The organism is Haematobacter massiliensis, assembly GCF_000740795.1.
Taxonomy (GTDB): domain Bacteria; phylum Pseudomonadota; class Alphaproteobacteria; order Rhodobacterales; family Rhodobacteraceae; genus Haematobacter; species Haematobacter massiliensis.
This window is the reverse complement of sequence record NZ_JGYG01000008.1, coordinates 131,653-155,628: the sequence shown is the minus strand read 5'-3', so window position 1 is coordinate 155,628 and position 23,976 is coordinate 131,653. Positions and strand designations below refer to the sequence as shown.

At 68.9% G+C, this 23,976-nt stretch carries 19 protein-coding genes; 9 read left to right on the top strand and 10 right to left on the bottom strand.

Annotated elements, in window-relative coordinates; all coding sequences use genetic code 11:
* The first annotated feature begins 75 nt into the window (after positions 1-75).
* Entirely contained in the window at positions 76-2,364 is a 2,289-nt protein-coding gene (locus CN97_RS12990; RefSeq protein ID WP_035712144.1) for a heavy metal translocating P-type ATPase, read from the top strand.
* A gap of 350 nt (positions 2,365-2,714) precedes the next feature.
* On the opposite strand, the gene CN97_RS20955 is transcribed toward CN97_RS12990, so the two are convergent.
* Positions 2,715-2,909: a hypothetical protein gene (locus CN97_RS20955; RefSeq protein WP_035712142.1), complete on the bottom strand. Its 195-nt coding sequence runs from the start codon at positions 2,907-2,909 to the stop codon at positions 2,715-2,717.
* 443 nt (positions 2,910-3,352) lie between these two features.
* The gene (locus tag CN97_RS12980; protein ID WP_051911230.1) at positions 3,353-4,021 is read right to left on the bottom strand and encodes a GntR family transcriptional regulator; all 669 of its coding nucleotides are present in this window, start codon (positions 4,019-4,021) and stop codon (positions 3,353-3,355) included.
* A 232-nt stretch (positions 4,022-4,253) separates the two neighbouring features.
* Between CN97_RS12980 and CN97_RS12975 the strand changes: the two genes are divergently transcribed.
* From CN97_RS12975 to CN97_RS12945, 7 genes are read left to right on the top strand one after another with little or no spacing between them, the layout of a single operon-like run.
* Positions 4,254-5,870 (top strand): acyl-CoA carboxylase subunit beta, encoded by a 1,617-nt coding sequence (locus CN97_RS12975; RefSeq protein ID WP_035712140.1) that lies wholly within the window; start codon positions 4,254-4,256, stop codon positions 5,868-5,870.
* Positions 5,867-7,861 carry an acetyl/propionyl/methylcrotonyl-CoA carboxylase subunit alpha gene (locus tag CN97_RS12970; protein WP_278251011.1) on the top strand — a complete coding sequence of 665 codons (1,995 nt, stop codon included), beginning with the start codon at positions 5,867-5,869 and terminating at the stop codon, positions 7,859-7,861. Before CN97_RS12975 ends, CN97_RS12970 begins: the two co-directional genes overlap by 4 nt.
* On the top strand, positions 7,858-8,625 hold the full coding sequence (locus CN97_RS12965; protein ID WP_035712137.1) for an enoyl-CoA hydratase-related protein: 768 nt from the start codon (positions 7,858-7,860) through the stop codon (positions 8,623-8,625). The genes CN97_RS12970 and CN97_RS12965 overlap by 4 nt, the downstream gene beginning before the upstream one ends.
* Before the next feature lie 3 nt (positions 8,626-8,628).
* Positions 8,629-9,402 carry an enoyl-CoA hydratase-related protein gene (locus CN97_RS12960; RefSeq protein ID WP_035712133.1) on the top strand — a complete coding sequence of 258 codons (774 nt, stop codon included), beginning with the start codon at positions 8,629-8,631 and terminating at the stop codon, positions 9,400-9,402.
* A gap of 3 nt (positions 9,403-9,405) precedes the next feature.
* Positions 9,406-11,172, top strand: a complete 1,767-nt coding sequence (locus CN97_RS12955) for an acyl-CoA dehydrogenase (RefSeq protein ID WP_035712130.1) — start codon at positions 9,406-9,408, stop codon at positions 11,170-11,172.
* A 7-nt stretch (positions 11,173-11,179) separates the two neighbouring features.
* Entirely contained in the window at positions 11,180-11,818 is a 639-nt protein-coding gene (locus CN97_RS12950) for a glutathione S-transferase family protein (protein WP_035712127.1), read from the top strand.
* A 45-nt stretch (positions 11,819-11,863) separates the two neighbouring features.
* Positions 11,864-12,751: a BKACE family enzyme gene (locus CN97_RS12945; RefSeq protein WP_035712124.1), complete on the top strand. Its 888-nt coding sequence runs from the start codon at positions 11,864-11,866 to the stop codon at positions 12,749-12,751.
* A 153-nt stretch (positions 12,752-12,904) separates the two neighbouring features.
* Here CN97_RS12945 and CN97_RS12940 read toward each other — a convergent pair whose 3' ends face one another.
* The 8 genes from CN97_RS12940 to CN97_RS12905 all read right to left on the bottom strand — a co-directional run bounded on the left by CN97_RS12940 (position 12,905) and on the right by CN97_RS12905 (position 22,542).
* Positions 12,905-15,037 carry a 3-hydroxyacyl-CoA dehydrogenase NAD-binding domain-containing protein gene (locus tag CN97_RS12940; protein WP_035712122.1) on the bottom strand — a complete coding sequence of 711 codons (2,133 nt, stop codon included), beginning with the start codon at positions 15,035-15,037 and terminating at the stop codon, positions 12,905-12,907.
* A gap of 15 nt (positions 15,038-15,052) precedes the next feature.
* Positions 15,053-16,234, bottom strand: coding sequence for an acyl-CoA dehydrogenase family protein (locus tag CN97_RS12935; protein WP_211253700.1), 1,182 nt, complete (start codon positions 16,232-16,234; stop codon positions 15,053-15,055).
* Positions 16,227-17,150, bottom strand: a complete 924-nt coding sequence (locus CN97_RS12930; RefSeq protein WP_051911237.1) for an SDR family oxidoreductase — start codon at positions 17,148-17,150, stop codon at positions 16,227-16,229. Before CN97_RS12930 ends, CN97_RS12935 begins: the two co-directional genes overlap by 8 nt.
* Entirely contained in the window at positions 17,131-18,690 is a 1,560-nt protein-coding gene (locus tag CN97_RS12925; RefSeq protein WP_035712120.1) for a class I adenylate-forming enzyme family protein, read from the bottom strand. The genes CN97_RS12930 and CN97_RS12925 overlap by 20 nt, the downstream gene beginning before the upstream one ends.
* A 60-nt stretch (positions 18,691-18,750) precedes the next feature.
* Positions 18,751-19,899: an acyl-CoA dehydrogenase family protein gene (locus CN97_RS12920; RefSeq protein ID WP_035712117.1), complete on the bottom strand. Its 1,149-nt coding sequence runs from the start codon at positions 19,897-19,899 to the stop codon at positions 18,751-18,753.
* A gap of 248 nt (positions 19,900-20,147) precedes the next feature.
* Positions 20,148-20,447: an MBL fold metallo-hydrolase gene (locus CN97_RS12915; RefSeq protein ID WP_165496735.1), complete on the bottom strand. Its 300-nt coding sequence runs from the start codon at positions 20,445-20,447 to the stop codon at positions 20,148-20,150.
* Between the two features lie 116 nt (positions 20,448-20,563).
* Entirely contained in the window at positions 20,564-21,361 is a 798-nt protein-coding gene (locus CN97_RS12910) for an enoyl-CoA hydratase/isomerase family protein (protein WP_051911227.1), read from the bottom strand.
* Positions 21,358-22,542 (bottom strand): acetyl-CoA C-acyltransferase, encoded by a 1,185-nt coding sequence (locus CN97_RS12905; RefSeq protein WP_035712115.1) that lies wholly within the window; start codon positions 22,540-22,542, stop codon positions 21,358-21,360. Before CN97_RS12905 ends, CN97_RS12910 begins: the two co-directional genes overlap by 4 nt.
* A 203-nt stretch (positions 22,543-22,745) precedes the next feature.
* Here CN97_RS12905 and CN97_RS12900 point away from each other — a divergent pair, with 203 nt between their 5' ends.
* The gene (locus CN97_RS12900; RefSeq protein ID WP_035712113.1) at positions 22,746-23,954 is read left to right on the top strand and encodes a substrate-binding domain-containing protein; all 1,209 of its coding nucleotides are present in this window, start codon (positions 22,746-22,748) and stop codon (positions 23,952-23,954) included.
* Positions 23,955-23,976 lie beyond the last annotated feature (22 nt).

Genomic DNA, 23,976 nt, shown 5'->3' with positions numbered 1-23,976 from the left:
AGAGCAATTAGGTTCTTGATTCGATGACGACAAGACCCTGCAGGGACTAGGCCCCTGCGGCTAGAGGTGACCGACATGGCTGAACAAGGCGCAGAGCGACGGGAATGGACCGTCACGGGAATGGATTGTGCGGCCTGCACGACCAAGGTGACGCGCGCGATCGAACGGCTGCCGGGCGTGAGCGACGTGAAGGTCGCCCTGATGGCGGAGAAGCTGACGCTGGACCTCGCACCCGGAAAGACCGATCCCGAAACCATTGAGGCGGCGGTGCGCAAGCTTGGCTTCAGCATCGCGCCGTATGGTCAGGAGGCGCCCCGCAAGAAGGCTTTTGTCCTGCCGGCGGCGCCTGTCGACGATTGCTGCTCTGGCGGAACCTGCTCGGGCAATTCTGCACCTCGGAATGCCCGCGGTGACCACGCCCACGAAGGCGATGCAGGCCACGACGCGGCGGAGCATGTGCATTCCCATGATGATCCGGCAGATCGCGGTAAAAGCTGGTATCAGACGGCCAAGGGGCGGCTTGTCATCCTGACCGGGACTCTGCTGGCGGTTGCCTGGGCGTTCGAATTGCTGACCTCGGCCGAGTTCGGCTACTGGGCTTTCTTCATCGCTTGCCTGATCGGAATCGCCCCGGTTGCAAAGCGCGCTTTCGAGGCGCTTCGTGCCGGATCGCCATTCACCATCGAAAGCCTGATGACCATTGCCGCGGTCGGCGCCCTGTCCATCGGGGCGGCGGAAGAAGCCGCGCTGGTGGTGTTCCTTTTCGCGGTCGGCGAAGTGCTTGAAGGCGTGGCCGCGAACAAGGCGCGAGACGGGATACGGGCGCTGGCCAATTTGGTGCCCAAGACCGCGCTGATCGAGGAAGGCGGGAAGATGCGCGAGGTGCCGGCAGAAAGTCTCATGGTCGGTCAGATGGTGACAGTCCGGCCGGGAGACCGGATCCCCGCGGATGGGCAGATCACCGATGGAACCTCGGGTATCGACGAAAGCCCCGTGACGGGCGAGAGCGTGCCGAAGACCAAAGGCCCCGGCGATCCCGTCTTCGCAGGCTCGATCAACACCGAGGCGGTGCTGCGGATCGAGGTTACGAAAGAGGCGTCCGACAACACGATCAGCCGGATCATCCGCCTTGTCGAGGAGGCAGAGGAGGCGCGCGCGCCGACCGAACGCTTCATCGACCGCTTCTCGCGCTGGTATATGCCGGCGATCGTGGGAATTGCGGCGCTGGTGATCCTGATCCCGCCGCTGGTGCTGGGACAGGACTGGGGAACCTGGGTCTATCGCGGCCTTGCGCTGCTGCTGATCGGTTGCCCCTGCGCGCTGGTGATCTCGGTTCCGGCATCCATCGCCTCGTCGCTATCGGCGGGCGCACGCAAGGGGCTGCTGATGAAGGGCGGTGCGGTGATCGAGGCGGCCGCCCATGTGACACAGGTCGCCTTCGACAAGACGGGCACGCTGACCCATGGCAAGCCGGTGGTCACCGATCTGCTGCCCGCGCAGGGCGTATCGGAAGCGGACCTGCTTGCCGTGGCCGGGGCGGTGGAAACCGGATCGAGCCACCCTCTCGCCCTGGCGATCCTGCGCCGGGTCGAGGAGGCTGGTATTGCTGCGCTGGAGGTCCGCGACGCGAAGGCCATCGTCGGCAAGGGCGTCGAGGCGGTAGTGGCGGGGCAGAAGGCCTGGGTCTCCTCGCCTCGGCATGCGGCCGAGATGGCCGGTATCGACGATGAGGCCGTTCGGCGCGCCACGGCGCTGGAGGGAGAAGGCAAGACGGTGGTCGCTGTGTTCCGTGATCGCCAGCCCCTCGGTCTGATCGCCATGCGCGATGAGCCGCGCAAGGACGCCGCCGACGCCGTGCGTCAACTCAAGGCGTTGGGCGTGGGCGCGACCATGCTGACCGGTGACAATCCCCGCACGGCCGCGGCCATCGCGGGCGGTCTGGGGATGGAGTATCGCGCCGAGATGATGCCCGAGGAAAAACTGGATGTGATCCGGGACATGGGCGCGACAGGCGGCGTCATGATGGTCGGCGACGGGATCAATGACGCTCCGGCGTTGAAACAGGCCGAGGTTGGGGTGGCCATGGGATCCGGCACCGATGTCGCCTTGGAGACGGCGGACGCTGCGATCCTGCGCGACCGGGTCACGGACGTGCCTGCGCTGATCCGGCTGGCTCGGGCGACGATGGGCAATATCCGGCAGAACATCACCCTCGCGCTCGGCCTGAAGGCCGTCTTCCTCGTGACATCGGTTCTGGGCCTGACCGGGCTCTGGATCGCGATTCTGGCCGATACCGGCGCGACGGTGCTGGTGACGCTGAACGCCCTGCGCCTCCTCGCCGTCGATCCGACGAAGGAGGTTTAGGAGGCCGGACGAGGGGAGCCATCGCCTTGGGCACGGCGGGGAGGAGCCATCGGGGCCTGTCCTTCCCTGACCTGCCCGGCGTCCCGGCCGCCGATACCTGGGCGGAAATCCCTGCCACGGCTGCAGAAGCCCTGAACCTCTACCTTGAGGATACGCCGTGCCGGGACTCCGGCCGCCTGACGAAATCCGCAAACTCCCGGAAGTGCGGGAGGAATTGGCGCAAGGGGCACGCTGCTCGTCCTGCCGTATATTGCGGCATCCGGGACGCTTGTTCGTGGGAACCTGTCGCTTGACAGCGGCTTGCCGAAAGCGATCGACGCGGCAGCCGAACGGAAGCACGTCGCGCGATCCTATTTCCTCGCAAACCTCGCCCGCCGGGAGATCACCGGGGTGTGACCCGCGGGCGCGCCGACACTCTCTCCGATCGCCTCCTGTTTGCCATCGGCGCAGCCCAAGGCCCGATCATGGGCCAGCAGCACGTCCGACAGCGTCCCGACTCTCGCCCCGACCGCGAGCAATGGCCCACGGTACAGCCCCAGCAACATGGCGGCAGCGCCATGGATCGCGGCTCAGAACCGCAACCGCTCGACAGTAGCGCCCGATACACCAGTCCTCCGCAACCCTGGACCGCAGGAGTGTCGCGGAGGGTTGTCGGGACTGGCCGCAGAGCTAACCAAAGGCGGACAGGCGAGAAAATCCCTTTTCTCCATGCTTGTGGCCCTTGGCGCCTGCATGGCGGTCTGTTGCCAAGCAGATGGTGCGTCGCATCGTCGAACATAAGTTCCATCAGTCTTGGACCGGCGGTATCGGAGTCGTACTTGCCCCCTGCGGCTATCCCGAGGCCGGGAATGCGGATCAGCGCTCGGGTATTCCGATGTGCTGGATCTGCTGGCTGAGGCGGTGGGTTCGCCTGGCTTGGCTCTCCCGCCACGCCGTGCTCCGGCCGCAAGCCTCGGAAACCTTATCCAGCCTCATGGAAGACCCCTGATCAGCTCTGCGCCTGACGCGGCACCTCGGCGGAAAGCGCGCTCATCATCCGCTGGACATGCTGGCGCGCGGCGGTCTCCGCGGCCTCCGGGTCGCCTGCCGCTATCGCCTCCCCGATCCGGCGGTAGGAGGCGGCGCGTTCGGCGGGCGGCATCACCAGCCGGTTGCGCAGCACATGCACCTGCATCCCGGTCAGGATCCGCTCCAGATCCGGGTTGCCGCCGATGCGCGCCATGGTGCGGTGGAACCGGTTGCGCGCCCGCATGAAGGCCGCGCGATCCTCCGAGGCGATGGTCTCCATCAGCGCGGAGAGCGCCAGCGCCAGATCCTCCTGCGCGCCGGGATGGTCGATGTTCTGCGCCGCCAGCCGCGCGGCGAGGCCCACGATTACCTCGATGATCTGGAGGATGTTCAGCCCCTCCTGCACCGAAAGCTGCCGGATGCGCGCGCTCTTGCCGTGCGACACGTCGACGATGCCCTGCGCGGCCAGCCGCTGCACCGCCTCGCGCACGGTGGGGCGGCTGACGGCGTATTGTTCCATCAGGTCGGGCTCTACAAGCCTCTGCCCGGGCACGAAACGCCCCTCATAGAGGCCGACTGTAATGTCCCGCACGATCCTGTCGGAGGCGCTGGTGCGCGGTTTCGCCTGCTTTGCCTGCGCGCTGTCCAAGGCGGCCCCCGTCTGTTGCCGGATAAATGCGTTGCCCGATAATATGACAATATCGCCCGACGATTTTCAAGGGCCTTCCCGCCCGTGCCGCATCAGCCGCCACGGCCTCCGCGACGTTCCGCTTCATGGGCAGCACAATCACGCAAGTCACCCGCCGCCGCCACCACTAAGCTCGTCCTCAAAGGAAGGCCCGTGCCGGTTCGGCGCGCGCCGAACCATTCGGGAGACGGGAATGGCAAGGATAGAGAGCAGGGTTTCGGTCAACACCGCCGGGTTCCGCGCCAATGCGGCGCGGATGCAGGCGCTGGTGGATCAGGCGTACGATATCGCGGCGCGGGCGCATCATGCCTCCTCCGGGCAGGCGGCGCGGTTCGAGAAACGCGGCCAGATCCTGCCGAGGAGCCGGGTGGCGCTACTCCTCGACCCCGGCACCCCGTTTCTGGAGATCGCGGCGCTGGCCGGCTACCGGATGGACCGCGACGATGCGGAGAAATCCGTCCCCGGCGGCGGCATCATCGCAGGCATCGGCGTGGTCGCCGGGCGGCGGGTGATGGTCTGCGCCTCCGACAGCGGCATCGCAGCCGGGGCGCTGCAACCCGGCGGGCTGGACAAGCACCTGCGGGTGCAGGAAATCGCGCTGGAGAACAACCTGCCCTTCGTTCAACTGGTGGAAAGCGCGGGCGCGAACCTCATGGCCTATCGGGTGGAGGATTTCGTGCGCGGCGGCAATCTCTTCCGCAATCTCGCGCTGATGTCGGCGCGCGGCCTGCCGGTGATCACGGTCACGCATGGCAGTTCCACCGCCGGGGGCGCCTATCAGACCGGGCTTGCCGACCATATCGTCATGGTGCGCGGGCGCACGCGGGCCTTCCTCGCCGGGCCGCCGCTCCTGAAGGCCGCGACCGGCGAGATCGCGGAGGAGGAGGAACTGGGCGGGGCGGAGATGCACACCGGCATCTCCGGCCTCGGCGATTATCTGGCGGAGGATGACGCCCATGCCATCGGCATCGCGCGCGACATCATCGCCCACATCGACTGGCTACCCGGGGCGGAGGCTCCACGCCCCTGGCTGCCACCCGCATCGCCGCCGGAGACGATGCTGGGCCTGATCCCGCCCGATCACCGCACCCCCGTCGACATGGCGGAGGTCATCGCGCGGATCGTGGACGGGTCGGAGTTCACCGTCTTCGGCGACCGCTACGGCTCCGCCACGCTCTGCGGCACGGGGATGGTGGAGGGTTGGCCCTTGGGTATCATCACCAACAACGGCCCCATCGACGAGGCGGGCGCGGCCAAGGCCACGCATTTCATCCAGGCCTGCTGCCAGACGAAGGTGCCGATCCTCTATCTCAACAACACCACGGGTTTCATGGTCGGCCGACGGCATGAGGAGGCGGGCATCATCAAGCACGGCTCGAAGATGATCCAAGCGGTGACGAATGCGACCGTACCCCAGTTCACCGTCTTCTGCGGCGCCTCCTTCGGCGCGGGCAATTACGGCATGTGCGGGCGCGGCTTCCACCCGCGTTTCGCCTTCTCCTGGCCCAATGCGCGCACGGCGGTGATGGGCGGCGAACAGGCGGCGGGCACCATGCGCGTCATCGCGGAGGGGCGCGCGCAACGGCTGGGCGAGGCAGTGGACGAAGAGGCGCTGGAGAAGCAGTCCCGCAGGATCATCGACAATTTCGACCGGCAGATGGATGCCTTCTACACCTCCGCCCGGGTGCTGGACGACGGGGTGATTGACCCGAGGGAGACCCGGGCGGTGCTGGCGCTCGTCATGCGCATCACGCGGGAGGCACGGGCCGCGCGGCCCGTACCCATGCAATTCGCGGTGGCGCGGCCATGAACCGCACGCTGACCAAACCCTCCGCCGCTGAGGACACCGCAATGACCCTGAAACCCAGCCCGTTTTCCAAGCTCCTCGTCGCCAACCGGGGCGAGATCGCGATGCGCATCCTGCGCTCCGCCCGCGAACGAGGCATCGCCACGGTGGCGGTCTATTCGGACCCGGATGCGGATGGCGCGCCCGCGGCCTTCGCCGATGAGGCGGTGCGGATCGGCGGCGCGGCGCCCCGCGACAGCTACCTGAAGATCCCAGCGATCATCGAGGCCGCCCGCGCCACTGGGGCGGAGGCGATCCATCCGGGCTACGGCTTTCTGGCGGAGAACGAGGCCTTCGCCGCCGCGGTGCGGGAGGCGGGTCTCATCTTCGTCGGCCCCTCGCCGGAGGCGATCCGCGCGATGGGCGACAAGGCGGGGGCCAAGGCGCTGATGATCGCCGCCGGGGTACCCTGCGTGCCCGGCTATCAGGGAGAGGACCAGACGCCGGAGCGGCTGGCGGAGGAGGCCAGGCGCATCGGCTATCCGCTGATGATCAAGGCGACGGCGGGCGGCGGCGGGCGCGGGATGCGGCTGGTCGCGAAGGCGGAGGAGTTCCTGCCCTCCCTCACCCTCGCGAAGTCGGAGGCGCGGGGCGCCTTCGGGGATGACACCGTGCTGCTGGAACGGGCGATCCTGCGGCCCCGGCATATCGAGATCCAGATCCTCGCCGACCGCTACGGTCATGCCATCCATCTGGGCGAGCGGGACTGTTCGGTGCAGCGCCGCCACCAGAAGGTGGTGGAGGAAGCGCCATCCCCCGTGGTCACGCCGGAGCTGCGCGCGCGGATGGGGGCGGTGTCGGTCGCGGCGGTGAAAGCCATCGGTTACGAGGGCGCGGGGACGCTGGAATTCCTCCTCGATGCGGAGGGGAACTTCTACTTCATGGAGATGAACACCCGCCTTCAGGTGGAGCATCCGGTGACGGAGGCGGTGACGGGGCTCGACATCGTGGCGCTGCAACTCTCCATCGCGGCGGGGGAGCCGCTGGCCATCCGGCAGCAGGACGTACGCCTGTCGGGCCATGCCATCGAGGTGCGGCTCTGCGCCGAGGATCCGCAGGCGGGCTTCATGCCGCAGTCGGGGCGGCTGGCGCGCTGGACCGTGGGGTCCGGGATGCGGGTGGAACATGCGCTCCGCTCCGGGATCGAGGTGCCACCCTATTACGATTCCATGATCGCGAAGCTCATCGCCCATGGCACGGACCGCGACGATGCCCGCCGCCGCCTGCTGGGCGGCCTGCGGGGAACGGAGGCGCTCGGCCTGCGCACCAATCTCGAATTCCTCTCCCGCTGCCTCGCGCATCCGGTCTTTGCAGCGGGCGGCGCCACCACCGCCTTCATCGCGGAGAATGAGGCAGCCCTCCTCCCCGATACCGCCGCCGCGGAGGGGGAGGCGGCCGTCGTCGTCGCCGCCCTGCTGCGCAGCGGCCTTTCGGGGAGCCTCCAGCACGGCTTCGTCGCGCCCCTGCGGCTGGCGGCGGGCGAGCGGGTGCACGAACTGGCCGTCCGCATCGCGCCGGATGGCGCGGCGGAAGTGACCGGCGGCGGGCAGACCACCGGACTGCGGCTGATCGGGCGGGATGGGGAGGGGCATTGCCGGCTGGAAATGGCCGGGCGGCGGATGACCACGACGCTGGTGCAGGACGGCGGCCGCGTCCTGCTGCACTGGCAGGGGCAGGGCTGGGAGTTCGAGGACCGCACCCTGCATCCCCGCGTCACGGGCGGTGCCGGCGCGTCGGACGGGCGCATCCGCGCCTCCATGAACGGCCGGGTGGTCGCCGTGCAGGCGGCGGTCGGCGACCGGGTGGAGGCAGGCGCCGCGGTCGTGGTGCTGGAGGCGATGAAGATGGAACATGCGCATGTCACCCCCGTCGCCGGGCTGGTGAAGGCGGTGAGTGTCGCGCGGGGCGATCAGGTGGACGCGCATCGCGTGATGGTCGAGGTCGAGGCGCAATGAGCATCGTCCTCTATGAGGAGCGCGGCCCCGCCGCCTGGATCACCCTGAACCGCCCGGAAAAGCGCAATGCGATCACCAATGACCTGCTGGCGCTGGTCTCGGAGGGCATCGCGCGGGCGGCGGCCTCCGGCGCCCGTGTGATCGTGCTGACCGGCGCGGGAGAGAAGGCCTTCTGCGCCGGGGGCGATCTGCAACCGGGCGGCGGCTTCGACTTCGACTTCGCGAGCCCCCGCACCGCCTACGGCAACCTCCTGCGCCAGTCGCAGGATTGCCCGCTGCCGATCATCGCCGCCGTGAACGGCCATTGCGTCGCGGGGGGAATGGGGTTCCTCGCCATGGCGGACATGGCGATTGCGGTCGAGGAGGCGAAATTCGGCCTGCCGGAGGTGAAGATTGGCCTTTTCCCCTATCAGGTGCTGAGCCTGCTGAAGGACCTCGTGCCCCCCCGCATCCTGCGGGAGATGTGCCTGACCGGCGCGCTTTATGACGCGGAATTCGCGGGGGCGGCGGGGCTTCTGAACCGCGTCGTGCCGCGCGGCGGCCTCATGGCGGCGGTGGAGGAGATGGCGGCGGCGCTGGCCACCACCTCGCCCACCGCGACGCGGCGGGGCAAATACGCGATGCGGGCGCTGGCGGCGATGGATTTCGACCGCGCGATCAGCTTTGCCGAAGGGCAGCTCGGCCTCGCCACGCTCACCGGCGACGCGCGGGAGGGGCTGGCCTCCTTCAACGAAAAACGGCCCACGGCCTTCAGGGGGGATTGAGCCATGCCCGTGCGTTTCGACATCGTGCATTTCGAAATCGCGGAGCCCGGCATCGCCGTTATCTGCCTGAACCGCCCGGAGCAGCGCAACGCGCTGAACACCGCCGTGGCGGAGGCGCTGCGCGACGCCGTGACCCGGTTCGAGGAAGACCCGGGCCTCCGCGTGGCGGTGCTGCGCGGCGAGGGGAAGGTGTTCTGCGCGGGCATGGATCTGGCGGCCTTCGCGGCGGGCGAACGGCCGGGGCTGGACGGGCCATGGGGCTTCGGCCATTTCGTTGCCCGCCCGCGCACGAAGCCCATCATCGCCGCGGTGAACGGGGGCGCCTATGCGGGCGGGTTCGAGATCATGCTGGCCTGCGACCTGGCCGTCGCCGCGCGCGATGCGCGGTTCGCCGTGCCAGAGGTGAAGCGCGGCATAATCGCGGCGGGGGGCGGGGCGATCCGGCTGCCCTCGCTGCTGCCGCTGCCGCTGGCCAAAGAGATGCTCCTGACGGGGGAGCCGATCACGGCGGAGCGGGCGGCGGAGTTCGGCCTCGTCAATGCGCTGGCGGAACCCGGCGGGGCGGAGGGTCCGGCGCTGGAGCTGGCCCGCATCATCGCCGCCAATGCGCCGCTGGCCGTGGCGCAGTCGCTGGCGCTGGCCGACGGGGCGGCGGGGCGCGGGCTCGACTGGGCCGCCAACACCGCCGCCTGGAAGGTGGTGGAGCGGAGCCGCGATGCGCTGGAAGGCGCGCGCGCCTTCAAGGAAAAGCGCGATCCAGCCTGGGCGGGAGAGTGAGGAATGGCGGTGATTTCCCGGAGCGACATCGACTTTCTGCTGCATGACTGGCTGGACGCGGGCCGCCTTGCGCAGCTGCCACGGTTTGCCGGGCAGGACCGGGAGGATTGGGGGCGCTATCTCGACCTCGCCCATGCGATGGCGGAGCGGGAGTTCCTGCCCTGCTGGAAGACCTCCGACCGGCAGGAACCCTGGATGGAGAATGGCGAGGTGCGCGTGGAACCCGCGCTGGCCGCCGCCGTGCGGCTCTGGCTGGAGGCGGGACTGCACCTTGCGGATGTGGCGCCGGAAGAGGGGGGCATGGGCCTGCCCTTCACCGTCGCCACCGCCGGGATGGCGGGGCTGATGGCGGCGAATGTGGCGGGGTCGGCCTTCGTCATGCTCTCCTGCGCCAATGCGCGGCTCATCTGCGCCTTCGGCACGCCCGCGCAGGTCGCGGCCTTCGCCCGCCCGCAGCATGCAGGGCGCGCGCTCGGCACCATGTGTCTGTCGGAGCCGGAGGCGGGGTCCTCGCTGGGTGACATCACCACCCGGGCGCGGGCGGCGGGGCGTGACGATCTCGGCGCGCGCTACCGCATCAGCGGGGCGAAGATGTGGATCTCCGCCGGGGATCAGGACATCACCGGCCAGATCGTGCATCTGGTGCTCGCCAAGGTCGTGCGGGAGGACGGGACGCTGCCCGAAGGGTCGCGGGGCATCTCGCTCTTCATGGTGCCGAAGATCCTGCCGGACGGCAGCCGCAACGACATCTCCGTCACCGGGCTGAACCACAAGATGGGCTATCGCGGCACGCCGAACTGCGCCATGGCCTTCGGGGAGCGGGAGGGCGCCACCGGCTGGCTGGTCGGGCAGGAGGGGCAGGGCCTCGCCCAGATGTTCCAGATGATGAACGAGGCGCGGATCAACGTGGGCCTTTCCGGCGCCGCGATGGCCTGCCGCGGGCATTTTTTGTCTACCGCCTATGCCTGCGAACGGCGGCAGGGAAGGGCGCAGGGCCGCAAGGGGCAGGGGCGGCCGGTGCCGATCGTCGCGCATCCCGACATCCGCCGGATGCTGCTCGCGCAGCGGGCGATTGCGGAAGGCGCGCTGGCGCTCTGCCTGAAATCGGCGATGCTGGCCGACCTTTCCCATGCCGCGCAGACGCAGGCGGAGCGGGATAGCGCGGCGGAGATGCTCGCGCTGCTCACCCCGGTGACGAAGAGCTGGCCGTCGGAACAGGGGCTGGCGGCGCTGAGCATGGGCATCCAGATCCACGGCGGCTACGGCTATACGCGGGATTTCGACCTCGAACAGCTCTACCGCGACAGCCGACTGAACCCGATCCATGAGGGCACGACCGGGATACAGGCGCTGGACCTGCTGGGCCGCAAGGTGCTGGGCGACGGCGGCGCGGCCTTCGGGCGGTTCCTCGCGCTGGTCCGCCGGGAGGCGAAGGGCGAAGGTTTCGCGGAGGAGGCCGCCACGCTGAGCCGCACCGCCGATGCGCTGGAAGAGCTGGTCGCCCGGCTGGCCGGCTGGCCGGCGGAGCGCGCGCTCGGCAATGCCACCGGGTTTCTGGAGGCGTTCGGGCATTTCGTGCTGGGCTGGGTCTGGCTTTCCATGGCGCGGGCCGCGGCGCGCACCGGCCCCGCCGCGCTGGCGGAGGCGAAGGGCTGGACCTGCCGCTATTTCTTTGCCGCCGAAATGCCGCGGATCCCCGCCATGATGGCCTTGCTGACCGGGGCGCCTGATCTGACCTCCGCCGCCCCCGAAACCCTTTTCGCCGGATGAGGAGCCGATGATCGAACTTTGGCATTGCGAAGGGGCACGCTCCTTCCGCGCACTCTGGGCGCTGGAGGAGATGGGACTGCCCTACTGCCTCCACATGCTGCCCTTTCCGCCCCGCGCGCTCCGCAAGGAGTATCTCTCCGTCAACCCGCTCGGCACCATTCCCTACCTGATCGACGGGGAGGAGCGGCTGACCGAATCCGCCGCCATTCCGCATTACCTCGCCACCCGCCACGGCCCCTCGCCGCTGGCGCTGGCCCCGGAGGAACCAGGCTACGGCGCCTATCTCAACTGGCTGCACCATGGCGAGGCGACGCTGACCTTTCCGCAGACGCTGACGCTGCGCTACACGGTCTTCGACCTGCAAAGCCTCCATGCGCAGGTGGGGAAGGATTACCGGAAATGGTTCCTCTCCCGGCTGCGGATGCTCTCCGCCACGCTGGAGGACGGGCGCGCGCATCTGGTGGGCGGGCGTTTCACCATGGCCGATGTCGTCGTCGCCTACGCGATCCAGCTCGCCGGGGTGACGGGCGCGCGGGCGGAGATCGCGCCGCATGTCCTGGCCTGGGCCGATGCCTTGCAATCCCGCCCCGGCTGGCAGCGCGCCCGCGCGGCAGAGCGCGAAGGGGCGGCCGCCCTTGCCCCGTGATCCGATGGCGCGCCGCGCCGGGCGTCTGAAACAGAAAGGAAACCCATGTCGAAAGTCCTCATTACCTGTTCGCTGAATGGCGTGCTGACCGACCCGCGCCAGCACCATGTTCCCGTCACCCCGGCGGAGATGGCGGCGGAGGCGCGCCGCGCCTGGGAGGCCGGGGCCACGATCATGCACATCCACCTGCGCGACCAGTCGGCGCAGGGCGGCAACCTGCCCAGCTGGGACATCGCGCTGTCGCGCGAGGTGCAGGCGGCGATCCGCGAGACCTGTCCCGGCGTCATCATCAATCACACCACCGGCATCGTCGGCCCGGGCTATCAGCAGGCGCTGGACGTGGTGAAGGCGACCACGCCGGAAATGGCCGCCTGCAACGCGGGGACGCTGAACTACCTCAAGGCGCGCGCCAACGGGCAATGGGCCTGGCCGCCGATGGTCTTCGACAATCCGGTGGAAAAGGTGCAGGAGTTCATCGACGCCATCACCTCCGTCGGCGCGATCCCGGAGTTCGAATGTTTCGACACCGGCATCGTGCGGTCGGTCGGCATGTTCCGGGGCGCGGGGATGTTCTCCGGCGTGCCGCAGATGAATTTCGTGATGGGCGTCGCCTCCGGGATGCCCTGCCGGGCGGATCTGCTGCCGATCCTGCGGGATCTGGCGCCCGCGGATGCGCGCTGGCAGGTGACGGCCATCGGGCGAGAGGAGATCTGGCCCGTCCATCGCGCCTGCGCCGAACTGGGCGGGCATCTGCGGACCGGGCTGGAGGATACGTTCTACCTCGCCTCCGGCGAGAAGGTCACGTCGAACGGCCAGCTCATCGAAGAAATCGCGGGCGTCGCGCGGGACGCCGGGCGGGAGATCGCCTCGGCCGCCGAGGCACGCGAGATCCTGGGCCTGCCCGCGCATCGCGCGGCCGCCGTCACCGCCTGAGCGCGACACGTGAAAACTCCCGCCGGAGCGCTCCGGCGGGGGATCTCTTGGTGAACTGCATCCCTGTGACGGTGGCGCACCAGCGTCAGGCAGCGGGCATGTCACCGAACCCGGGGGAAAGGGCGGACAATCTGTGACGGCGGCGCGCCCGCGTCAGGCGGCGGGGGCCGCCCGTTCCGCCGCGGCCCCGCCCTGCCAGTCGCTGATCCGCCTGCCGCCTGCCGCCAGCTCCCGCAGGAGCGGCGCGACGGTCCAATAGCCCCGCCCGTTGCCGAGGCTGCGGGCGTAATGGTCCAGCCGCTCCACGATCCGCGCCAGGCCGATCGCATCGGCCAGGAAGAGCGGCCCGCCCCGCCATGCCGGAAAGCCGTATCCGGCGGTCCACACCACGTCGATGTCGCCACCGCGAAAGGCAATGCCTTCCTCCAGGATCCGCGCGGCCTCGTTGACCATGGGAAAGAGCAGCCGCTCGAAGATCTCCCGGTCATCGAGCATCGGACTCTCCGCAATGCCATGCGCGGCGCGCAGGCGGCCCACCATCGCCGCATGGGCGGGGTTGGCGGAGGCGTCGCGCCCCGCGTAGCGGTAATAGCCCTGGCCGGTCTTCTGGCCGTGAAGCCCTTCGGTGAACATCGTGCGCGCGATGATGCGGTAGAGCGGATCCTGCGGCCCCTCGCCCGACTTGATCCATTCGATGACCGTGCGCGCCCCCACATCGACGCCCGCCATGTCGAGCATCCGGCTCGGCCCCATCGCCATGCCCAGCCACTCCGGGCTCTCGATCACCGCGTCGATGCGCTGCGGGGAGGTGCCCTGCAACTGCATCGCCTCGCTTTCCCGCATGTAGACCTCCGCCATGCGGTTGCCGATGAAGCCGTAGCAGACGCCGGAGACCACCGCCGTCTTGCCGATGCGCCGCGCCAGCCGCAGCACGGTTTGCAGCACCTCCGGCGCCGTCTGCCGCCCCCGCACGATTTCCAGAAGCCGCATGATATGCGCGGGGGAGAAGAAATGCGTGCCCAGCACATCCGCGGGCCGGCCACTCGCCGTCGCGATTTCGTCGATGTCGAGCGTGGAAGTATTGGTGGCGATGATCGCGCCCGGCTTGCAGGCCGCCCCCAGCCGCGCCGCCACGTCGAGCTTCAGCGCCATGTCCTCGAACACCGCCTCCACCACGATGTCCACCTGCGAGAGGGTGGAGAGATCGGTGGAGCCGGTCATCAGCGCCCGCCGCTCCGCCGCCTGCGCCTCGGTCAGCCGCCCGCGTTTCACCAGTTGCGCGAAGGTGGTGTCGAGCCGCGCCATGCCGCGCTCCAGCGCCTCCGCCGTCGTCTCCACCAGCCGCACCGGCATCCCGGCCAGCGCGAAGTTCATCGCGATGCCCGCGCCCATCGTGCCGATGCCGAGGATGCCCACCTGCTCCACCGTCCTGACCGGGGTGCCGGGGGGCAGGCCGGGGATGCGCTGCGCCGCGCGTTCGGCGAGGAAGAGGTGCCGCTGCGCCCGCGACACCGCGCCCGCCATCAACTCGCGGAAAAGCCGCGCCTCCACCGCCTTGCCGGTGGCGAAGTCGCCGCCCGCCGCCGCCAGCGCCGTGGCGATGGCGGCAAGGGCAGGGAGCCAGGGCCTGCGCGCGGCCTCCGCTTGCGCCCTCGCCACCGTGGCGGGAATGTCGCCGGCCACCGCTTTCAGCCCGGCCCGGGGCAGCGGCGCGGCGCGGAGATCTGCGATCAGCGCGGCACTGGCCGCCGCCAGATCGCCCGCGGGCGCCACGCGATCCACGAGACCCGCCGCCAGCGCCTCCGCCGCCGCGATCGGCTTGCCGGAGGAGATCATCTCATAGGCGCGCTCCACGCCCGCGATGCGGGGCAGGCGTTGCGTGCCATGCGATCCGGGGATCAGGCCAAGCGTGATCTCCGGCAGGCCCAGACGTGTGCCTGCCGCCGCCACGCGGCCATGCGCGGCCATGGCAAGCTCCAGCCCGCCGCCCAGGGTGGTGCCGAAAAGCTCCGCCACCACGGGGATGTCCAGCGCCTCGATCCGGTCCAGCACCGCGTTGAAGGGCGCGGCCGAAAACCGCGGATCGGCGAATTCGGTGATGTCGCCGCCCGCCACGAAGGTCCGCGCTGCGCAGCGCAGGATCACGCCGCGCAGCGCGGGATCGGCCTCCACCTCCTCCACGGCGCGCGCCAGTCCGGCGACGACGGAGGCGGAGAGCGCATTGACCGGCGGCTGGTCGATGAGGATGACGGCGATGACGCCCTCGCGATGCAGTGTCACGGGCATGTCGTTCCCCCTTTTTCAGAAACCCATCTGCCGCGCGGCCAGATCCTTCAGGATCTCATCCGCGCCGCCGCCGATGGAAAGCACCTTCGTCTCGCGGAACACCCGTTCGGAGACGGTGCCGCGCATGTAGCCCATGCCGCCGAGGATCTGCACCGCCTGCCCCGCCACGTTGAAAAGCGCCGTGGTGGCGGTGATCTTGGCCATCGCCGTGCGCGCGATATGGGTGGGCAGCGGATCCGCCCCCGCCATGCGCCGCGCCACCACGTCATGGACCAGCGTGCGTGCGGCGTCGACCTGCATCACCATCTCCACCAGCCTGTGCCGGATCGCCTGGTTCTCGGAGAGCCTGCACCCGAAGGCGCTGCGCTCCGCCGCCCAGGCGCGGGCCTCCGCCAGGCAGGCTTCGGCAAAGCCCACCGCCTGCGCGGCAATGACCAGCCGTTCGTCGTTGAAGTTCAGCATCGCGGCGCGGAAGCCCTCATGCTCCACGCCGAGCAGGTTTTCGGCCGGCACCCGCACATCGGCGAAATGCAGATGCGCGGTGTCGGAGGCGTGCCAGCCCATCTTGAAAAGCTCCGTCCGGCTGAGGCCCGGACTGTCGCCCTCCACCACGAGGAAGGAGATGCCCTTCGCCCCGCGCGACTCCAGATCGGTGCGCACGGCGACGGTCAGCACATCGGCCTGCACCCCGGAGGTGATGAAGGTCTTTTCCCCGTTCACCACGTAATGCGCCCCGTCCCGCCGCGCGGTGGTGCGGAGTGCGGCCACGTCGGACCCGCCCCCCGGTTCGGTGACGCAGAGCGCCGCAATCTTCTCGCCGGCGATGACCGGGCGGGCGTAGCGCTCAAGGATCTCCGGACGCCCGAGCTTCACGATGGGCGGCAGGCCGATGGAATAGGAGCCGAGCGAGGCCGCGACCCCGCCCGCCCCCGCGCGGGCGATCTCCTCGAAGGCGATGATCTGCATGAGGAAATCGCCCCCCGATCCGCCGAGTTCTTCCGGCCAGATCAGCCCCTGCAACCCGACCTCCGCCGCCTTGCGGTAGAGCGAACGGGGCAAGCGCCTCGCCTCCTCCCATTCGTCGATATGCGGCACGATCTCCCGCGCGACGAAGTCCCGCATCGTGTCGCGCAGCGCGAGATGCTCCTCCGTCAGCGGGCCGGAAGGGGAGGTGCGCTCGAAAAGACCCTCAGGCACGCCGCGCATCCCTGCGCCCCGCCGGATCCGACCCCGCCAGATCCGATCCGGGCGGCAGGGGCATGTCGGGGTCGAGGAACATGTCGAGGTGCAACGGCGCCTTCGCATCCAGCCGGTAGCGGGAAAAATCGCGCAGCCCCGCCTGTGACAGCACATCGTCGTCGATGTGGAAATTACCGCTCTCCGCCCGCGGATCGCGCGAGAGGATCTCCCGCGCAGCATCGGCCATGATCTCCGGGCTGCGCGAGCCCTTCAGGCTCTCCGCATCGCCGACCACATTGGCGACCGCCGCCGTGGCGATATAGGTCCGCGGCCAGAGCGCATTGACCCCGATGCCCCGCCCGCGCAGCTCCTCCGCCAGCCCCAGCACGCAAAGCGACATGCCGTATTTCGCCAGCGAATAGCCCAGATGCGGCGCGAACCAGCGGGGCGAGAGGTTCAAGGGCGGCGCCAGCATCAGGATATGCGCGTGGCCCGACGCCTCCAGATGCGGCAGCGCGGTGCGGGAGACGAGATAGGTCCCCCGCGTGTTGATCTGGTGCATGAGGTCGAAGCGCTTCATCGGCAGGGCGGCGCTATCCTCCAGCGCGATGGCGGAGGCGTTGTTGATCACGATGTCAAGCCCACCGAAGACCTCCACCGTCCGGGCGATGGCCGCCTCCACGGAGGCGTCGTCGCGCACGTCCATCTGCAAGGCCAGCGCCCGCGCGCCGTGGCGGGCGGCGGCCTCGATGGCGGCGCGGGCGGTGTGGATCGTGCCCTCCAGCCGGGGATGGGGTTCCACCGTCTTGGCGGCGATGGCGACGTTCACCCCTGCCTCCGCCAGCTTGCAGGCGATGGCGAGGCCGATCCCCCGCGACCCCCCGGTGATGAAAGCCGTCCGCCCCGAGAGCCGGTCAGTTGTAGAAGTCAGCATATTGCAGCCTCAGTTCGATCTTGCGCAGCTTGCCGGTTCCCGTCTTCGGGAAATCCTCGATGAAGATGATGCGCTTGGGCGTCTGCACGCTGCCGAGCCGCTCCTTCGCCGCCTCCAGGATGGAGGTTTCGCAGGGCGAGGCGCCGTTGCGCATCTTCACGAAGCCCGTCACCGCCTCCCCCCAATGCGGATGCGGCAGGCCGACGACCGCCGCCGCCTCCACCCCCTCGATGCTGAGCAGAGTTTCCTCGATGCGGACGGAAGGTATGTTCTCGCCGCCGGACTTGATCATGTCCTTCTTGCGGTCGATGAAGAGTATCTCCCCCGCATCGTCGATGAGCGCGAGATCCCCCGTGTGGTGCCAGCCGAAGGCGCGCATCTCTTCCGTCGCTTCCGGGTTGCGGTAATAGCCGGAGGTGACGTTCGGGCCGCGGTGGCAAAGCTCCCCCACCGTGTTCTGCGGCAGCGGGTTGCCATCGTCGTCGAGGATCACCGTATCGTTGATGAGCGCGCTTTCGCCCCAGTAGTTGCCGAAACGCTTCATCTGCCGGTCAGGCTGGGCGATCGTGGTGATCGGGAACATCTCCGTCTGGCCGGAGGTGAGATAGAATGTGTTGGAAAATTCCACCAGCAACCGGCGCATCAGAGGCTCCGGCATCACCGCCATGGTGTAGATGTTGTGGCGCAGCGAGGCGGTCGAATATTTCGCCCGGTCGGGATGGTCGATCATCTGCGCATACATAATGGGCAGGCCGACGCACATGGTGATCCGCCGCCGGTCGATCTCCTCTAGCATCCGCCCAGCGTCGAAGCCCCGCATCAGCACGGCGGCGCCGCCGACCATCAGATGCGCATAGAGGAGCGCCTGCCCGCCACAATGGAAGAGTGGGAGTTGCAGTGTCACCCGGTCGGACCGCCCCAGCCGCCATTCCAGCGCGCAGGTCATCGCGGCAAGCGAGAGGGAGGAATGGGAATGGCAGGCGCCCTTCGGCCGCGACGTGGTGCCGGATGTGTAGATGACGATGGCGATGTCGTCATTTTCTATGTCTACCGGCGGCTCATTGACGCGGAAGGCGCCGAAAGCTGGCAGGTCCTCGTCCATCGGCCAGACGGGGATGCCGCGCGCGGCGCAGATCGCGCCGCAGTTGGCCGCCTCCATCAGCCCGCGTTCCACGATGGCGCGGCTGACGCCCGCATGGCCGATGATGTAGTCGTTATCCTCGCGTCCCAGCATGGTGTTGATCGGAACCAGCACCATGTTCGCCCGCATGACTCCGATCAGTGCGGCGACGAATTCGATGGAATTATGACCGATCAGCGCGATCCGCTCCCCCGCCACCGCGCCGGAGGCGAGGATGCCGTTCGCCACGCGATTGGCCATGCGGTCGAGTTCTGCAAAGGTGATCTCCCGCTCCCCGTCGAAAAGCGCGACGTTGCCGGGCAATCGTTTCGCCATGCGCCGGATAAAATCCGGCATGCAGAGCCGGGAGATGATCCCCGGCGGTGCGGGCACACCGATGTCGAAGCTGGGTTGCGCCAATCCTCTGTCCTCCCTCTCTCCCCTTCGCGCCCCGCCCGCGGGCAGGGCGGCGGGCGCCTGTCAGCGCCCGAGTAAACCCATCATCTTGGCCAGGATTTGCAACATCACCTCATCGGCCCCCCCGCCGATAGAGACGAGCCGCGCGTCCCGGTAGATGCGGTTGATTTCCGACTCGCTGGCAAAGCCCAGCCCGCCCCAGAATTGCAGGCATTCGTCCGCCACCCGGCGGATCGTCCGTCCGGCGCGCAGCTTCGCCATGGTGGCCAGCCGCGTGGCGTCGCGGCCCGCGACGACCTCCTCCACCGCGCGCATCGCCAGCGCGGAGACGGATTCCACCTCCGTCTCCAGCTCCGCCAGCCGGAACTGCACCACCTGATTGGCGATCAGCGGGCGGCCGAAGGTCCTGCGCTCCGACGTATAGGCGATGGTGCAGGCGATGGCGCGGCGCATGATGCCCACGGCGTTCATGGCACCCCAGATGCGTTCGATCTGGAACTGCCGCATCTGGTAGATGAAGCCCATGCCTTCCTCGCCGATGCGGTTGGCCTGCGGCACGCGCACGGCGTCGAAGAAGATCTCCGCCGTGTCGGAGGCGCACATGCCCATCTTGTCGATCTTGCGGGTGATCTGGACGCCCTTCGTCTTCATCGGCACGATGATGAGCGACTTGTTCCTGTGCACCGGCCCATCGGAGGTATTGGCCAGCAGGCAGCAGAAATCGGCCTGCGTGCCGTTGGTGATCCACATCTTGGAGCCGTCGATCACATAGTCCGCTCCATCCCGCACAGCGCTGGTGCGCAGGGCCGCGACATCGGACCCCCCTCCGGCCTCGGAGACGCCGATACAACCGACGAGCCGTCCTTCGATCGCCGGTCGGAGCCATTCCTCGCAGAGCGCCGGTCCCCCTTCGGCGGCAAGCGCCGGGGTGCACATGTCGGTCTGCACGCCGATCGCCATTGCCACTCCGCCGGAGCGGATCGCGCCCAGTTCTTCGGCCAGCACCGCGCCGAAGCTCTCGTCCAGCCCCAATCCGCCATAGGCCTCCGGCTTCGTCGCGCCGAGAAATCCCAGACGCCCGGCGGAGGCGAAGACCTGATGAGCGGGGAAGATCCCTGCAGCTTCCCAGGCATCGACATGCGGGTTGATCTCCGCCTCGACCCAGGCGCGAATCGAGCGGCGAAATTCCTCGTGTTCAGGCGTCAGCAGCATCAGGGTTCGGTCTCCTTTGGGCGCCCGGTATCGCGCGATCCGCGGTTGAGAGGGGAGTCTTCACGCGGCACACCCCTCATGGCCAATTCGCGTCGCGAGAGGTCGACGCGATACCAGGCTGTCTGACTATCCGGCCTTTCGCGGGCGCGGGTCTTGTGCCCAGTCGCTGATGGCGGGTGCATTAAAGGCCCGCGGCCAAGAGGCGTCCCGCCTCGTTGATCTCCGCCAGTTCGCCCGCTCACCCCGTGTTACCGGTAGAAGGCGAGCTGTCGGTACTGGCGACGATGCCAGGATCGCCGAGCAGCATCCACGCACTTTATCAGGAAGAAACTGCGCGAGGTCAGAAGCGGCACCCCCAGCCGCTCGCAGAGCCATCCCGCCATCCCCATGGGGTCGGGATGCGCATGGGTGACGAGGACGGCGGCGATCCGCTCCCCCCGCAGCGGGCTTGCCAGCAGCGCCTGCCATGCAGCCTCCGTCGCGGCAGCGGCGGTGCCGGTATCCAGGATGGTCCAGCCGTCCTCACGCGCCGGTAAATACACGTTCACATGGGCTAACCGAAAGGGCAAAGCGAGGCGCGCCTAGAGGATGCCGGGCGCCACCTCCGCCACCATTCCCGGCGCGCTCCCGCTCCGGGATCACTGCGGCGCGCGGCTCGATGCCGTCAGCGCCCCGCAAAATGCGGGCTCCTGCGGGCGCGAAAGGCGTCGATGGCTGCCATGGAATCCTCCGTTGCGGCGCAGGCGGCCATCACCTCCGCCTCCCGCGCCATATGTGCGGCAAGATCAGCGCCGGGGGCGGCGATCAGCGCCTTCAGCGCGGCGTGCGCCCGCGTCGGCCCCGTGGCCAGCATCTCCACGCAGGCCCGCGCGGCCTGTGACAGCGCCGCATCCGGGTGAACGGCGGTGACGATGCCGCGGGTGAGCGCCTCCGCCGCCGTCATCCGGCGGTTGGACATCAGAAATTCGCTGGCAAAGGTCACGCCGCTCCGCCGCAGCATCTGCCAGGAGCCGCCGAGATCGGGCGAAAGCCCGACGCCCGGGTAGCCCGCGCGAAAGAAGGTCGTGTCGGAGGCGAGGATGATGTCTCCCAGAAGCGCGAGGCCGATGCCGCCCCCCGCCACCGCGCCGCGCAGTTCCGTGACGACCGGAAAGGGCAGAGCGGCCAGCGTGGCTACCGCGCCGTGGATGGCAGGCAGATCGCGGGCAAGGCGGCGGGAGAGCGGCTCGTCCGTACCGAATTCGTCGAGCGCGCCGCCCACGCAGAAATTAAGCCCCTCCGCCCGCAGGTGCAGCGCGCGCAGGCCGGGCGCCGCAGCGAGGCGCTCCGCCGCCTCGCAGAGCGCCGCCGCCATCTCCCGGCCCAGCCGGTTGCCGCTGTCCGCGCGGCGGAGCGTCAGCGTGGCCGCCGCCCCGGAGAGGTCGAGCGTCACCGCGCCGCCAGTCAACGCCTCGCCCGTCACTGCATCGCCCGTCGCTGCGTGACCTCGAAAAGCCCCGCCGCCCCCATGCCGCCGCCCACGCACATGGTGACGACGGCATGGCGCACGCCCCGCCTGCGCCCTTCGATCAGTGCATGGCCCACGAGGCGGGATCCGGTCATCCCATAGGTATGGCCTACGGAGATGCCGCCGCCGTTGACGTTGTAACGCTCCGGGTCGATGCCCAGCCGGTCGCGGCAGTAGAGCGCCTGCACCGCGAAGGCTTCGTTCAGCTCCCACAGGCCGATGTCGTCCACGCGGAGCCCGTGACGCTCCAACAGCCGGGGAATGGCGAAGACCGGGCCGATGCCCATCTCCTCCGGCGCGCAGCCCGCCACCGCCATGCCACAGCAGCGGCCGAGCGGCACGATGCCCCGGCGCGATACCTCCTCCCCCGACATCAGCACGCAGGCGGAGCCACCGTCGGAAAGCTGGCTGGCATTGCCTGCGGTGACGGTGCCGCCCTCGATCACAGGCACCAGCGCGACGAGGCTTTCCAGCGTGGTGGCGGGGCGGTTGCCCTCATCGCGCACCAGCGTCACCGCCTCCTCCCGCATCTCGCCGCTGGCCTTGTCGGTGACGCGCATGATGGTCGTATAGGGCACGATTTCCGCGGCGAACCGCCCAGCCGCCTGCGCCGTCGCCGTGCGGGACTGGGAGGAGAGCGCACAGGCATTCTGCGCCTCCCGGCGGATGCCGTATTTGTCCGCGACATGTTCGGCGGTATTCGGCATGTAGTCGTGCGGCACGCGGGCGATGACGGCGGGGTCCGCGGCTTCCTCAACCCAGCCGAAGTAGCGGCCCTGCACGCCGGAGATGTTCTCCTGCCGACCCGCAGCCACGATGCTCCTCCCGTCCACGATGATCTGCTTGGCCGTGGCGATTTTTCTGAGGCCGGAGGCGCGGGGCCGATCCCCCCTTTGCGCGGAAACCTCCGCCGGCGGCCCTGCGGCGAAGGAAGCGCCGCGTGCGACGCTCATCCCGGCGGAGAGCAACGTGCCCAGCACCACATTCTCCAGCTGCCCACGCTCCACCCCCGCGCGGCGCGGCGCTTCGGCCAGCGCATGCCCCGCCATCGCGGACGACGCCATGGTGTTCGGAGCGCCGCGGTAAGCCTTACCGATGCCGGTGCGCGCGGTGCTGGCGATATAGGCCTCTCTCATGTCTTGCCTCTCCAACCCCGCCCCCGCGGACGGTATCCGCCCCCACCTTTCCTCGGTTCATCGCAAAACTGCTCGCGGGGATCTTGCGCCAGGTCGCCACCGAGGCGGCGACGGCTGGACACAAGACTCCGCGGCCAGTGCATCTCTAGTCTCTGAGCGGCGGAATGGGCGCCCGTGCCGGCGTCCTGGAGGGGAGAGATGATATGAAGAAGGTCATTTCGAGCATTTGTGCTTTGGCGCTGGCGGCGGGCGCGGGCCTTACGTCCCCGGTGCAGGCGGCCGATCCGATCCGGTTCGCTCTGATCCGCAGTGCCACGGGGCCTAACGAGATCTACGCCCGAGATACGGAGCGGGGCTTCCGTCTGGGGCTCGAATACCTCACCGGGGGCAAGAACGAGATCCTTGGGCGCCCTGTCGAAGTCATCGTAAAGGACGACCAGTTCAAGCCGGAGCTGTCCAAGGCGATGGTCACAGAAGCCTTCGCCGACGACAAGGCGGATGTCGCGGTCGGCACCTCCTGGTCGGGCGGCGCGCTGGCCATGGCGCCGGTGGCGGAGCAATACAGGAAGATCCTGCTGATGGAACCAGCGCTGGCCGATTCGATCACCGGCGACCATTTCAACCGCTACATCTTCCGCGCCTCCCGCAACTCCACGCAGGATGCGCTTGCCTCCGCCGCGATGCTGAAACCCGGCGACAGCGTGGCCTTCCTCGCCGCCGATTACGTCTTCGGCAAGGATGGCGTCGCCGCCTATAAGACCGCGATGGAGACGATGAATTCCGGCGCCAGCGTGGTGCATGAGGAATTCGTCCCGGTGAACACCACCGACTTCACCGCGCCGATGCAGCGGATCTATTCCAAGCTGCGCGACGCGCCGGGCAACCGCTATCTGGTGCTGATCTGGGGCGCGCCGAACCCGATCCCGAAGCTCGCCGCGACGCGGCCCGACCGTTACGGCATCCAGATCGTCTCCGTCGGAAGCTCCAATATCGAATCCATTCAGGCGTGGCGCGGGCTGCCGGTCGGCGGCGGCACCTTCTACTTCTGGAGCTTTCCCGACAATCCGATGAACGACTGGCTGGTGGAGCAACACAACGCCCGCTATGGCCAGCCCCCGGATCTGTTCACCGTGGGAGGGTTCACCGCCGCGGCGGCCCTTGTCGCCGGGATCGAAAAGGCCGGAACGGTGGAGACGGAGGCCCTCATCGCCGCAATGGAGGGGATGTCTTTCGACACGCCGAAGGGCCGCATCACCTTCCGCGCCGAGGACCATCAGGGCATGCAGGACCAGTATCAGTTTCGCATGAAGGAAAAGCCCGAAAGCCGCTGGGATCTGCTCGATCTGGTCCGCGTGGTGCCCGCGGATGAGATGCCGGTGCCCGTGCGGGCGCCCGGCCGCGTCCAGAACTGATGCTCGCCGAACGGATGCCGCT